7 protein-coding genes are annotated in these 13,756 nt (G+C 64.7%); 4 read left to right on the top strand and 3 right to left on the bottom strand.

Translation table 11 applies throughout. From position 1 onward, the window contains the following. The first annotated feature begins 56 nt into the window (after positions 1-56). Positions 57-1,577, top strand: coding sequence for a D-alanyl-D-alanine carboxypeptidase/D-alanyl-D-alanine endopeptidase (gene dacB, locus NUH87_RS12365; protein ID WP_338526161.1), 1,521 nt, complete (start codon positions 57-59; stop codon positions 1,575-1,577). Between the two features lie 6 nt (positions 1,578-1,583). Here dacB and NUH87_RS12360 read toward each other — a convergent pair whose 3' ends face one another. Beyond that, the gene (locus NUH87_RS12360) at positions 1,584-2,459 is read right to left on the bottom strand and encodes a helix-turn-helix transcriptional regulator (protein ID WP_338526160.1); all 876 of its coding nucleotides are present in this window, start codon (positions 2,457-2,459) and stop codon (positions 1,584-1,586) included. Positions 2,460-2,598: 139 nt separating this feature from the next. Here NUH87_RS12360 and NUH87_RS12355 point away from each other — a divergent pair, with 139 nt between their 5' ends. Further along, positions 2,599-3,507 (top strand): DMT family transporter, encoded by a 909-nt coding sequence (locus tag NUH87_RS12355; RefSeq protein ID WP_338526159.1) that lies wholly within the window; start codon positions 2,599-2,601, stop codon positions 3,505-3,507. Between the two features lie 89 nt (positions 3,508-3,596). Further along, entirely contained in the window at positions 3,597-9,932 is a 6,336-nt protein-coding gene (locus NUH87_RS12350) for a hypothetical protein (RefSeq protein WP_338526158.1), read from the top strand. A gap of 17 nt (positions 9,933-9,949) precedes the next feature. Here the strand turns inward: NUH87_RS12350 and NUH87_RS12345 are convergent, their stop codons facing one another. Together NUH87_RS12345 and NUH87_RS12340 are read right to left on the bottom strand one after the other, a co-directional pair. Continuing rightward, the gene (locus tag NUH87_RS12345; RefSeq protein WP_338526157.1) at positions 9,950-10,924 is read right to left on the bottom strand and encodes a D-glycerate dehydrogenase; all 975 of its coding nucleotides are present in this window, start codon (positions 10,922-10,924) and stop codon (positions 9,950-9,952) included. A 177-nt stretch (positions 10,925-11,101) separates the two neighbouring features. Further along, on the bottom strand, positions 11,102-12,058 hold the full coding sequence (locus tag NUH87_RS12340) for a LysR family transcriptional regulator (RefSeq protein WP_040064382.1): 957 nt from the start codon (positions 12,056-12,058) through the stop codon (positions 11,102-11,104). 179 nt (positions 12,059-12,237) lie between these two features. On the opposite strand from NUH87_RS12340, the gene NUH87_RS12335 reads away from it, so the two are divergent. Further along, entirely contained in the window at positions 12,238-13,749 is a 1,512-nt protein-coding gene (locus NUH87_RS12335; RefSeq protein WP_338526156.1) for an efflux transporter outer membrane subunit, read from the top strand. Positions 13,750-13,756: the final 7 nt, after the last annotated feature.

Genomic DNA, 13,756 nt, shown 5'->3' with positions numbered 1-13,756 from the left:
GCCGCTGCCGTTGGCAGCGGCTATTGTGTGTTTATTGGTTGAGTTCGAGGCGGAAGATGAATTCGGTACAGGGTTTCATGGGCAAGGGCGTGGCACTGGCGTTGTGCGTGTTGCTGGCGGCCTGCTCGAGCAAGGCGCCGCGGCCTCCCGAGCCGGCCAAGGTGGTGGTCCTGCAAGCGGCGCAGTTGCCACTGCCGCTGCCGCGCTCGGCCTTTTGCGCAGGGCTCGACAGCGTACTGAGCAGCCCGGCACTGGACGGCGCGATGACTTCGCTGGTGGTGCGCGAGGCGAACACCGGCAAGCTGGTGTGTGAATTCAATCCGCAAAGCCGACTGATTCCGGCCTCCAGCCTCAAGCTGGTGACCACTGCGGCGGCGATGGAGATCCTCGGCGCCGACTATCGTTTTTCCACCACCCTGCTGAGCTCCGGTGTGCAACAAGGCGGGGTGCTGACAGGCGATCTCTACCTGCGCGGCACGGGGGATCCGAGCCTGCGCCTGGAAGACTACCAGGCCCTGGCGGCCGGGCTGGCCCGCAAGGGCATCACGCGGATCCGCGGACGGCTGATCTTCGATGACACGGCCTTCGACCACGAGCGGCTGGGGGCCGATTGGTCCAGCAGCGATGAACAGAAGTTTTATTCGGCACAGATTTCCGCGCTGAGCGTGTCGCCGAACGCGGACCTCGATGTCGGCTCGATCCTGGTGAACGTGCGCTCCGCCGGTCCCCGCCAGCAGGTGCGGGTCAGCTTCACGCCGGCCAACCACTACATGAACGTAGTCAACCGTGCCAAGACCGGTCGCGGCGGCCCGCTGGTGGTCAGCCGGGGCCATGGCGGCAACCTGTTGCGCATCGACGGCGCGCTGCCCAAGGGCGCGGAGCGCATTGCCCAGGTCAGTGTCTGGGAGCCGACCGGACTGGTGGCCGACCTGTTCAGGACCGCCCTGACCCAGCAGGGCATCGCGGTTGAAGGCGGCAGCCTGCTGGGCGTCGCCACGCCGGCCTCGGCCCAGCCGCTGGTGGAGCACCAGTCCCCAGTGCTCGCGGAGCTGATGCCACCGCTGCTCAAGCTGTCGAACAACAACATGGCGGAAATCCTGCTCAAGTCCATGGGCCGCAAGACCACCGGGGCGGGCACGGCGGCGGCGGGTGTGGCGGCGGTGAACGGATTCCTGCAGGGGCATGGGGTGTCGCCGGTCGAGTTGCAGCAGTTCGATGGTTCCGGCTTGTCGCGGCGTAACCAGGTGTCGGCCCGGACCCTCAGCGACATGCTGCTGGCGGTGCGCACGCGGCCCTGGTTCCAGTCCTGGTATGAGGCGCTGCCGGTCGCCGGCAATCCCGAGCGGATGATCGGCGGCACCTTGCGCAAGCGCCTGCGCGGGACGATGGCGGCCAACAACCTGCATGCCAAGACCGGCAGCATGGGCGGTGTGTCGGCGCTGGCCGGGTATGTCACCAGCCTCAGCGGGCGGCCGCTGGTGTTCGCCATGGTGACCAACAACTACCTGGTGTCGGGCCGGCAGGTCAAAGCGGTGGAGGATCGGGTCGTAACTGCCCTGGCCAACAAGACCGACTGAGGTCGCCTAGTGCTCGAAGGCCTGCCGGTACTCGCCGGGTGTTCCACCCAACACCTGGCGAAAGCGATTGGTGAAATGGCTGGCACTGGCAAAGCCGCAGGCCAGGGCAATCTCGCCGAGCGGTTGCACGCTGCTGCGCAGCAGCACCCGTGCCCGCTCCAGGCGCCGCGCCAGCACATACTGATGGGGCGGCAGGCCGAAGCTCTGGCGGAACATCCGCGCAAAGTGATATTCGGACAGCGCACATAACCCGGCCAACTCGCCCAGGCTCAACGGCTGGTCCAACCGACCGTCGATGTACTCCACCAACAGGCGCCGCTGGCGCGCCGCCAGCCCCCCCTTCAAGCGCAAGCCCTGGCGCAACCCCACCTGATTGAGCAACGCATGGCCGAGCAGTTCGTGGGCCAGGCTGCTGCTGAGCAGGCGTTCCCCCGGCTCGTCCCAGTTCAGGCCGATCAGTTGGCGAAAGCGCCGGGCCTGCTGCGGGTCGTCAAGAAAGGTGTGCTCCTGCAATTGCAGTTCACGGGGTTCACGGTCCAGCAGCGTCACGCAGCCGAGGGCGAACTGTTCCGGGCTGAAGTACAGGTGCGCCAGGCGGATACTGCCGTTGATCACCCAGCCGGACTGGTGTTCGGCGGGGAGGATGCAGAGCTTGTCCGGACCGCCCTTGGTGTCGGGGCGATCACGGCGAAAGGTCCCGGTGCCGCCGGCGATATAGCAGGACAGGGTGTGATGGCTGGGCGCCTCGTAGTCCTGGGCGTCGTGATGGTTGCTCCACAGGGCCGCCGCCAGGCCGTCGCCGAGATCGGCGCTATGTTCCAGGCGCGAATTGGGCGAGCGGTTCAGGGCCTGAAAGACTTGCAGGGTATCCAGTGCGGGCATGGTCTGTTCTCCAACGCCTTGCATCCTACTCCGTCGACACCGCCCTGGCAGCCCGGACACCGACAAAAGCGCAAGTTTTTGCAAGCACGGAATCGAGCGGCCACCGACACTGAAGCCTGTCTTCGGGAGTCCGCGCCTCATGAACCTGTTTCTGTACCTGCTTACCGTGTTGATCTGGGGCACCACCTGGATCGCCCTGAAACTGCAACTGGGCGTGGTGGCGATCCCGGTGTCCATCGTCTATCGCTTCGGCCTGGCGGCGCTGGTGTTGTTCGTCATGCTGCTGCTCAGCCGCCGCCTGCAACCGATGGGCCGGCGCGGCCACCTGATCTGCCTGGCCCAGGGGCTGTGCCTGTTCTGCCTGAACTTCATGTGTTTCCTCACCGCCAGCCAGTGGGTGCCCAGCGGCCTGGTGGCGGTGGTGTTTTCCACCGCGACCTTGTGGAATGCCCTCAACGCCCGGGTGTTCTTCAAGCAGAAGATTGCCCGCAATGTGTTGATGGGCGGCGCCCTCGGTTTGCTCGGGCTGGGCCTATTGTTCTGGCCGGAACTCTCCGGGCACACCGCCGGCCCGCACACCGTGCTGGGCCTGGGATTGGCGCTGCTCGGCACGATGTGCTTCTCGGCCGGCAACCTGCTCTCCAGCCTGCAACAGAAGGCCGGGCTCAAGCCGTTGACCACCAACGCCTGGGGCATGCTCTACGGGGCGACGATGCTGGCGACCTACTGCCTGTTCCAGGGCATCCCGTTCGAGATGGAATGGAACCCCCGCTACATCGGCTCCTTGCTGTACCTGGTGATTCCGGGCTCGGTGATCGGCTTCACCGCCTACCTGACCCTGGTCGGGCGCATGGGGCCGGAGCGTGCCGCCTATTGCACGGTGCTGTTTCCGCTGGTGGCACTGAATGTCTCGGCCTATGCCGAAGGCTATCACTGGAGCGCGCCGGCCCTGCTTGGCCTGGTGTCGGTGATGCTGGGCAACGTGCTGGTGTTCCGCAAGCCCGGGACACCATTGCGGCCGACGTCCGCCAGGGTGGCATCGCCTTGAGTGACATGGCAGCTGGCGTATTTAGTTAAAACCGTTGCCCGGGGCGGGAGGGCTAGGCTGGGCTTTTTCCAGCCATGAAAAGAGCAACCATGGACGACTCCCACCCCCTTCCCGACCCCGGCGTCGAGCTTGAAACCCAATCGCTCATCGAGGAGCAGCAACGCTTCGTGCACTCACGGGAGAGTTGGCGACTCGAGGATATCGGCAATCATCTGTTGTCCGTTTCCGCAGCGGCGATGGCGCCGCTGAACGAGGTCGAGCGGCTGACCTATGCCAGCGCGTTTCGCTACCTCAGCGAAATGACCCGGGCCGTCGAAACCGAGAATCGGCAGATCGGCAGCGCCTTCGAGCAGGACGGGCTCAAGCGCCTTCGTGAAGCCTTGCGCAAAAGCACCGGGCGCGACCTGGACCCCGGCAAGACCTACATTCATACCCTGCACATGGAGTTCAAGGACAGCGGTTGGCAAGCCGGTCGACGCAACAAGCGGGCCTACGACCCCGACGCACCGCTGGCCCATGTCTACAGTCTGTCGCTCTGGCAGGCGGCCTGCCTCAACTTCGGCTTCGGCGACCTGTTCAGCTCCGACCGGGTGCGTGCCAGTTGGATCGATGAACAGCCCGGCCCCGGCTATCAACGGGGATTCCCGCCCGATGAAATCATCCAGGTCAGCATGATGCCGATCCACGACTTCGTGAGTATCGCCCGCGATCTGGATCTGGGCCGCGATCTCAAGGCACGTGTGGACCAGGCGCTGGGTGACGGCGGCGTTCTGGGCCAGCGCCTGGAGCAGATGGCCCAGGCCGAGATCATGTTCAATCCCTACGAGGCTTATCGCAATGGCGCGTCCACCGGGGTCACCAACGCGCCCTTCATTGTCCTGCGTCATGCCTTATGGAGCGCGCCGCACACCGTGACGGTGAAGGCCGTCTCGATCCGGCTCCCGGACAATGAAGTCGTCGTCATCCTGAAAAAGGTCAACCTCTCCTATCAACTGGGCAAGGCGCTTTTCGGCGAGAGCGACGTGATCTCCAGTTTTCTCGAGCTGCCGTTGTTCACCTTCGCACTCGAGCGCTTCGAGGGGGTGTTCAGCTACTACCCGAACCGCCTGGGCGGGGCGTTGCGTTATCACCGCGACGAGTCAACGTTCGAGGCCGAGTTCAAGCAGCAGCTCAAGGACGACAATGCGCAAAAGCGCCTCAATTGGTTCCTGGCGCCATTGAGTATCAAGCAGCAGGCCGTGGTGCGCGATATCGTCACCGAGCATCCCCGACCGCAAGGGCTGAACGCAGTGACCGGTGGGCTTTACGATGCCTTCCATTGGGCTTTTCCGGCGCCGGTGCTCGAAGCACTCCAGTGGAATTACCAGGCGCTGACGAGCACGCCCGCGCAGGCATTGAGCGACTACTACCTGCAACGTGACCGGCAGAACCTCAACGAACTGGCGGTCGAACGCTCGGTGCAGGATTGGCGCGCGTTCATCGAGGGTGCCAGTGCGGTCCTGGATGAAGTGCTGGGCCTGTTGCTGTTGCCGGTTCCGGGAGGGTTGCGCGGCATGGGCCGGGTCGTGCAGATCGCCTTGTTCGGGACCCTGGGCTACAACTTCGTCCAGGGACTGACGGAAGCGGCGAAAGGGCATCCGGAACAACTGGCCCAGTCGGTCGTCGATATCGGCAACCTGTTGATCAGCGCGGGCCTTCATCGCCACGCGGTGAAATGGTCGATACGCCGTCACCGGGAACTGCAGCGTTGCCTAGGCGCCGTGCACCGGATCCAGGTGGCGGGCGACCATACCCTCTGGGCCTCCCGGCTGGACCGTTATGTCAGCGTGAAAATCGGTCTGCTGCATGGCGAATCGGTCCGGGCATCAGGGGTGATCGAACGGGGCGGAAAGTTATACGGCGAGCTGCTGGTCGATGGCGAACGGCAGGCGTTCGAGCTGGCCTACGACCCGGTCTCCAGGCAACACACCCTGGTGCATCCGGACCCCAACGTATACCGCCCGGCGGTGAACTTCGACCCGGACCTGCAGCGTTGGCAACTGGCGCTGGACAAGGTCGAGCCGCCGACCATGAGTCAACTGGGCGAGCGCCTGTTGCCCGGTGGGCCTTTGACGAATCGCGAGCTCACCCGCTTGAGCCGGATCAGCGGGAGCACCTCACAGACCCTCCAGCAGGTCTGGACGGGCGAGCCGGTGCCGGCCGCGCTGGTCGACAGCGTCAAGCGGCATAACACCGACCGCGCCCTGCAGGCCTTGAGCGCACCGCTGGTGTCGCGGCTACCGTTGCCCGAGGAAGGCGACCGGGCGCTGTTCGCGGCGCTGACGCAATTACCGGACTGGCCGGACGAACTGGCCCTGAGTATCCATGACCAGGAGGGCGCGCTGCTGGAGGCCTACGGGAAAAAAGACACCTTGGCCGAACACGGCCGGCGTATTTCGATACGCCGTCTGGCGGATGGCGGGTATGTGGATGACCGTGCGCCCACGGCGATCGCCGATCACGACCTGGGGCCGGTGGGCTTGATTCTCGGGCTATTACCGAGCGATTCGGCGTTGAGCCGTCCCATGGCGCCCAGCCAGGCGTTTTCGAGCCGGGTGGTGATCCTCAGGCGGCGGGTGGTGGATCGGGTGATCCGTGAGAGAACCCCACTGTTCGAAGCCCTGAGCCGCTATCCGGCGCGGCTGAAGTCCGAGCGCCCGGAGTTGCAGCCCGGTGTGCGCAAGTTTCTCCCGGTGGCGAGCACACCGCGCCCGGCGCTGTTCGAAAAGACCCTGACCCTGCATCCGGACCTGTCCCCCGCGCGCGTTGCCGAATGGTGGCGCAGCCAGCCATTGTCGAGCGCCGAACGTGCCGGGTTCCTGACCTCGGGCCTGTTGCCCAAGGGCGCCCGTCATGCGCTCGCGCAAGCGGCCAGGGGCCTGCGCCTGGAACAGGCGCTCGATGGCATCTATCACCGTCGGGCCTGGAACGTATCGACGGATGCCTGGGCGCGTGAAGGCATGGCGGCGCTGCTGTGGCAGAAACTGGGGATGACCCTGGAGATTGCCGAGGTCACGCCGGGGCAAGCCGTGGCGCCGCTGGCCGCGGACCCGGCGGGCAAGCGGGTCGTGCTGCGCCACCACGGGCAGGGACGCTATGCGGTCTTCGATACGCTCAGCCAATCTGAACGCCCGGTCCTGGCGGGCGATGACAGCTTCTACAAGGCGTTCAACAGCGCGTTGAATCGTAGCGATCAGATCCGATTGGGGATCAACGATGTGACGGTGGACAATGTCGGGTTATTGCGTCGCGACGCCGGGGACGCCTTGACCGACCGGCGCACCGATGACGGTGATATACGGCCCTGGAACGATTCGGCGGACGCCTACCGGCAACCCTTCAACCTGCCTGCCGAATTGGAGCCCGATGCGCTGGGCCTGTATCGCTGGCAGGACAAGGCCTGGTTGCCCCTGGATGACGCGCTGTTCGAGGTCGACCAGCATCCCGTCTTCGACGAATGGGGCATCGAGCATCCGCGCTTGCCCGGGGCTTACCGGCTTGAGCTGGAGCACAACGGCGCCGGTGCCTGGTGGCATGAGCAGGAGCAGCCGCTGGAATGGGAAGGGTTGAAGCTGTTTCGGCGTCTGGGCCATCGGGCGGCATTGCAAACCGATGAGCTGGCGCGGCAACTGATGGCGATCTGTGATGTCAGCGAGAACCAGTTGCGCCAGGTTCATGTGACCCGTTCGCGGGCGCCGGGCCTGCTGATGGATACGCTGCACCGGGTGGACAGTCATCTGCGGGTCGGCGACAGCCTTGATCGGCTGGGCACCACCGGCAAGCTTGACCCGGTGCTGAGCCGGGCGCTCGAACAGTTGAGCGACCAGGAACGCCTCGAACTCTTCGCTGAGGGCGAACGGGATGAGGCGAGCCGTGTACAGGCGCTGAGCAAAGCAGCCCGGGAGGATGCCCAGGCACTCAAGGCCCTGCTGGGCAATGCGCTTGACCGCGCCCGGGAGCCCGACGGCGATCCGTCGACCGCGCTGATTCGCCGGCTTTTTCCCGGCCTGCCGGAGCGGGTGGCGCGGGAGATCGTCGAGCAGGCCGATGACCAGCAGATCCGCCAGATGGAAAGCGGCAAGCTGCCCCTGGCGCTGGGGCAGGAGGCCCGCTGGTGGCTTCAGGAGGTTCGGCTCGGGCGGGCGCTGGAAGGTTTTCAGGTCGACAGCCTGATCAACGGGGACAACGACCGGCTGGCCTTGCATCTGCTCGAATATCTGCCGGGATGGCCGGCGGACCTGCGCATCGAGATACGCCAGACCTCGGCTACGGGGGTGTTACTCGACAGTCTGGGCAGGGCTGACGCGTCTCGGCGGGCAGTGATCGTCAAGTCCGCCGAGGGCTATGCGCCTGCCACCGGACAGGGCAGTGGCCTGCGCCCGGTGAGTCGCCAGCTGATTCCCTCGATAGTGGCCGCGTTACCGGAGCCCGCGCGCAGGGCGCTGGTGCCCGACGGGTTGGCCAGCCAATTGCGGCGAGACCTGGCCGGTGTGGCAGTCGGCGACCGTGGACGGGCGAAACGCTTGTTGGGCATGCGCCCCGAGATCCCCGGCTTCGTACCGCCCCAGCGTCTTGCCGATGGCCGGATCGGCTATGAACTGAGCGGCGGTGAAGGGCGGCACAGTCGACAATTGAAGCGTTTCAGAGGCCTGTATTCGGGTTATTCCTATGCCGAAGCGTCTCGGCAACTGGCGCTTCTTGGCGAGGACTTCGCCAGTCGTGATGGGGTGATCCGTCAACGCGTCCGGGAGCTGGAGGTTCTGAGGGGCGATCTAAGACGGTGGCGCCAGACGAGGTATAACGCGGAATCACGGGCGCATCTGTATCAGTTCGCCAAGCGCATCAAGCAGTGTTGGCGCCGGGAAACCTTGCGAGCCCCTGCGCAGGTCAATGGAGAAAACGGTTACCTGCTGAACCTGGACCGCCTGCAGGTCAGTCGCTTTCCGTTGTTTCCCAGGGTTGCCGACTTTTCCCATGTCACGCGCTTGTCGATGCGCAGTATGAAGGTCGAGGCGCCGGTGTTTCTCGACCAGTTCCTGCGTCAGTTCGTGTCGTTGCAGGAACTGGATATGTCCCACAACCGCCTGTCCGACCTGCCTGTATTGGAGGGGCCGGTGCGTGAGCTGCGTCGGTTGAAGCTGGCGGATAACCGCATTGTCTTTCCCGTGGGCGGTCATCAGCGCCTGGCCGGCATGAGCGAACTGGTTCATCTGGACCTGAGTGACAATCCGCTGGGGCATCCACCGGCTCTCGCCGAGCTGCATTTGCTGAGAAGACTGGATCTCAGGAATACCCGGATAGAAACCTTGCCTGGCGGGATCGAGCAGCTGCACTCACTGACCTTTGCCGACTTGAGCGGTAACCGCATCCGGAACATTTCGTGGCGAGTCTTCAGAGGGTTCGCGGGCACTAGGGCCGAGCAGGTTGAACCGGTAGCGGTTGCGCTGAGCAACAACCCGCTTTCAGGCGATACGCGGCGACGTCTTCAGTATTTCAAACTGAGTCATCCCAATGCCCGTTTCGGCTTTGATGTGCCTGAACTGAAGGGGCTCGATCTGTGGTTATGGGGACATTCCGCCAGCCGCGACGGGGCGCTTGCGGATGCCTGGCGGCGCTTGTCCGCCGCTTCGGGGGAGGAGTTCCTGGGTTTTTTCAGCGAGCTGGCCAAGCTTCCCGAACTGTATCTGGAGAGCAAGGATACGATTCGCGAAGACCTGATCGGGCATCTGGAGTACGTCCTCTCCTTGGCGGCACGGGATCCGGAGTTGCGCAACCGGCTATTCGATATCGTCCATTACGGTCGGCTGGGGGACTCGTCCGCCTTCGAGATTTTCCGGCAACTGGAGCTGGAGGCGTTTTATGCATTCGCGCGCGGCCAGACCGAGGTGAGTGAGACGGAACTGAGGATCTTCGTTCTGGCCAGGGGAGAGTCGCGCTTTTTCACCTTGCTCAATGAGGTGAACAGACAGAACGTCGAGGATCCGCAGGGACGCTTTCGGGCGTACGCCTTGCAACTCGGCGATCTTCACCTGCCTCCGCTGTTTCTTGACGACATGGCGCCGACGGTCACTGAGCTGGGGGCGGTCGAGTCCATGCGCCAACGCGTCCTGCACGTCGAAGCGGAGCAAGGGCTGGATAACATATTGATGGGCAACCGCCATTGGCAGACGTTCATGAAGAACCGCCATATCAGCGAGCACGACCAGCTGTTTGGCGAGTTCTTCGACTATGAACCTTTGGAAGGCGAGACGACGCAGGACTACAAGAGCCGTGGCGAAGCGTTGCAGGGAGAGTACCTGAGGCGGCGTGACAGTTGGTTGCGTACGCTCACGCGCCAGGCATTGCCGAGGCTCTTTCAGGTCAACATCGAGGCCAGGCAGGATTAGCCTGGCCCCGTGGTCGCTCAGCCTTTCCAGACCTGGGGATTGACCAGGTCGCGTGGGCGCTCGCCGAGCAAGGCGCTGCGCAAGTTGGCCAGCGCCCGGTTGGCCATGGCTTCGCGGGTTTCGTGGGTGGCCGAGCCGATATGCGGCAGGGTCACGGCGTTCTTCAGTTGGAACAGCGGCGACTCGGCCAGAGGTTCCTTCTCGTAGACGTCGAGCCCGGCACCGCGAATCGTGCCATCTTGCAGGGCCTGGATCAGCGCCGGCTCGTCGACCACCGGGCCGCGGGAGATGTTCACCAGGATCGCGTCCGGCTTCATCAGGCCCAGCTCGCGCCGGCTGATCAGGTGGCGGGTCTTGTCGCTCAAGGGCACCACCAGCACTACGAAGTCGGCTTCGGCGAGCAGGGCGTCAAGGCTGCGGAACTGCGCGCCGAGTTGCTGTTCGAGTTCCGGCTTGCGGCTGTTGCCGCTGTAGAGAATCGGCATATTGAAACCGAGGTGGCCACGACGGGCCACGGCCGCGCCGATATTGCCCATGCCGACGATGCCCAGGGTCTTGCCATGGACATCGCCGCCGAACAGGGCCGGGCTGACGGTGGCCTGCCACTCTCCGGCCTTGGTCCAGGCGTCCAGCTCGGCGACCCGGCGGGCGCTGCTCATCAGCAGGGCGAAGCCCAGGTCGGCGGTGCTTTCGGTGAGCACGTCCGGGGTGTTGGTGAGCATGATCCCGCGTTCGTTGAAATAGGCCAGGTCGTAATTGTCGTAGCCAACCGAGACGCTGGAGACCACTTCGAGCTGGCCGGCGTTTTCCAGCTGGGCGCGCCCGAGCTTGCGGCCGACGCCGATCAGTCCGTGGGCATGGGGCAGGGCTTCGTTGAATTGGGCGTTGAGATCACCGCGCTTGGGATCCGGGACGATCACCTCGAAATCCTCGCGCAGGTGCTCGACCATGGCAGGGGTGACGCGGCTGAAGGCAAGTACGGTTTTTTTCATCGCAGGGCTCATCGAACGGCGGGAATACCAAGCACGCTATCATTTTTCGCCGGATTTGTGCGCTGACTTTGTAGGAGCGAGCTTGCTCGCGATGGTGGTCCTGGCACCGCGGGGCATCAGGTATCCCACGTCATCGTTGACGTCCATCGCGAGCAAGCTCGCTCCTACAAATATATGTCAGTTGGCGATACGCACGCTTTTCAATTCATACGCCGCCAACTCGGCCTGATGCGCCGCCAGAATTTCCGGCAAGGTACCGCGCAGGTACTCGACCCAGGTCTTGATCTTCGCATCCAGGTACTGGCGCGACGGGTAGATCGCGTACACGTTCAGCTCCTGCGAACGGTAGCTGGGCATCATTCGCACCAGGCTGCCGTTGCGCAGGCCCTCGATGGCCGCATACACCGGCAACACCCCGACCCCCATGCCGCTGATGATCGCCGCCTTCATCGCATCGGCGGAATTGACCAGGAACGGCGAGGTGGCGATGTTCACCACTTCCTGCCCGTCCGGGCCGTCGAAGGCCCAGCGGTCCAGCGCGATCACCGGGCTTACCAGGCGCAGGCAGGCATGGTTGAGCAGGTCGCTGGGCCGCTGCGCAGTGCCGTTGGCTTTGACGTAGGCCGGCGAGGCACAGACGATGCTGTAGGTGATCCCCAGGCGCTGCGAGACAAAGCCCGAGTCCGGCAACTCGCTGGCGAGCACGATGGACACGTCGTACCCCTCGTCGAGCAGATCCGGCACCCGGTTGGCCAGGGTCAGGTCGAAGGTCACGTCGGGGTGGGTCTTGCGGTAGCGGGCAATGGCATCGATGACGAAATGCTGGCCGACCCCGGTCATGGAATGCACTTTCAACTGCCCGGCTGGGCGCGCATGGGCGTCGCTGGCCTCGGCTTCGGCTTCCTCGACATAGGCCAGGATCTGCTCGCAGCGCAGCAGGTAGCGCTTGCCGGCCTCGGTCAGGGCGATGCGCCGGGTGGTGCGGTTGAGCAGGCGGGTTTGCAGGTGGGCCTCAAGAGCCGAGACCGCGCGCGAGACGTTGGCCGTCGTGGTATCCAGTTGCACGGCGGCGGCGGTGAAGCTACCGGCTTCGGCCACGCAACTGAAGGCGCGCATGTTTTGCAAAGTGTCCATGGAAGGCTCTCTGGAGTGACGGCAAATTGTGACACGAAGTAACAGGGTGAGGGGCATTCGACCATGGGATTATCGCGTTAACGGTAACAAAGATTCACAGAAACGCCCTCTTATCGCCCTGCGGGCTGCCTCCTAGAATAGCCGCCACCGGTTTCTCCCCACCTCAGGAATTCGCAGCAGTGCCGCGTCGCATCAGCAGAGAGCTGAAGACTCTCAGTGTTTGGGCTTTATCCTTGACCCTCAGCGGCTGCATCGGAACCGGAGGTATTGCCCCACAGGGCCAGACCCTCGCCGCCAACACCCTGCTCACCGACGAAGCGATCCGCAGCGCCGAGCGCGATGCGCACTGGCCGGCCGCCCAGTGGTGGCAGGCCTATGGCGACCGCCAGCTCGACCAGTGGATCGACCGCGCCGTGCAGGGCAGCCCGAGCCTGGCCATGGCCGCCGCCCGCGTGCGTCAGGCCCGGGCCCTGGCGGGGCTGGCCGAGTCGGCGGAGTCCGTGCAGATCAAGGGCGACGCTGCGCTCAAACGCCACAACTGGGGCAAGGACCAATTCTACGGCCCCGGCGAACTGGCCGGCACCACCACCTGGGACAACAACGCCGCGCTGGGCCTGAGCTATTCCCTCGACCTCTGGGGCCGCGAAAGCAATGCCAGCGAACGGGCCGTGGACCTCGCCCACATGAGCGTCGCCGAAGCGCGCCAGGCCCGGCTCGAATTGCAGAACAGCATCGTGCGCGCCTATATCCAGCTGTCCTTGCACTACGCCCAGCGCGATATCGTCGAAGCCACCCTCAAGCAGCAGATGCAGATTCTCGACTTGGCGCAAAAACGCCTGAACGGTGGCCTCGGCACCCAGTTCGAAGTCAGCCAGGCCGAAACGCCGCTGCCGGAAACCCATCGCCAGATCGACTCGCTGGACGAGGAGATCGCCCTGAGCCGCAACCAACTGGCGGCCCTGGCCGGCGTCGGACCGGGCGAGGGCGCGCACTTGCAACGGCCGTCGCTGTCCTTGCACACGGCCTTGAAACTGCCCTCGGCGCTGCCCGCGCAACTGCTCGGCCAGCGTCCGGACGTGGTCGCCAGCCGCTGGCAAGTGGCGGCCCAGGCCCGCGGCATCGATGTCGCCCACGCCGGCTTCTATCCCAACGTCGACCTGGTCGGCAACCTCGGCTACATGGCCACCGGCGGCGGCCTGCTGGGGTTTCTCGCCGGCAAGAAATTCAACTACGGCGTTGGCCCGGCGGTTTCCCTGCCGATCTTCGACGGCGGTCGCCTGCGTGCCGAACTGGGCGAAGCGGCGGCGGGCTACGACATCGCCGTGGCGAAATACAACCAGACCCTGGTCAATGCCCTCAAGGGCATTTCCGACCAGTTGATCCGCCGCGAGTCCCTGGACAAGCAGCAGGTGTTTGCCGCCGAGTCCGTGGCCTCGGCGCAGAAAACCTACGATATCGCGATGATCGCCTACCAGCGCGGCCTGACCGACTACCTCAACGTGCTCAACGCCCAGACCCTGCTGTTCCACCAGCAGCAGGTCGAACAGCAGGTCCAGGCCGCGCGGCTGAGTGCCCATGCCGAACTGGTCACCGAACTGGGCGGCGGCCTGGGCGCGGGCAACGACGTACCGGCCGAGAGCCGCACCGTCGCGAACAAACCTCCAGCCGTGCTGGCCGCCTTCGATCACTGAGAACCGC

Origin of the sequence: Pseudomonas batumici, assembly GCF_036585405.1 — a bacterium.
In the GTDB taxonomy this organism is placed as follows: Bacteria; Pseudomonadota; Gammaproteobacteria; order Pseudomonadales; family Pseudomonadaceae; genus Aquipseudomonas; species Aquipseudomonas batumici.
Note: the sequence above shows the minus strand (reverse complement) of the source record. Positions and strands in the feature narration are given on the sequence as shown.

What these genes read in the sequence shown, in the direction of transcription:
- dacB (WP_338526161.1), top strand. Translation starts at nt 57, where the DNA reads ATGAATTCGGTACAGGGTTTCATGGGCAAGGGCGTGGCACTGGCGTTG.
- NUH87_RS12360 (WP_338526160.1), bottom strand. Translation starts at nt 2,459, where the DNA reads ATGCCCGCACTGGATACCCTGCAAGTCTTTCAGGCCCTGAACCGCTCG.
- NUH87_RS12355 (WP_338526159.1), top strand. Translation starts at nt 2,599, where the DNA reads ATGAACCTGTTTCTGTACCTGCTTACCGTGTTGATCTGGGGCACCACC.
- NUH87_RS12350 (WP_338526158.1), top strand. Translation starts at nt 3,597, where the DNA reads ATGGACGACTCCCACCCCCTTCCCGACCCCGGCGTCGAGCTTGAAACC.
- NUH87_RS12345 (WP_338526157.1), bottom strand. Translation starts at nt 10,924, where the DNA reads ATGAAAAAAACCGTACTTGCCTTCAGCCGCGTCACCCCTGCCATGGTC.
- NUH87_RS12340 (WP_040064382.1), bottom strand. Translation starts at nt 12,058, where the DNA reads ATGGACACTTTGCAAAACATGCGCGCCTTCAGTTGCGTGGCCGAAGCC.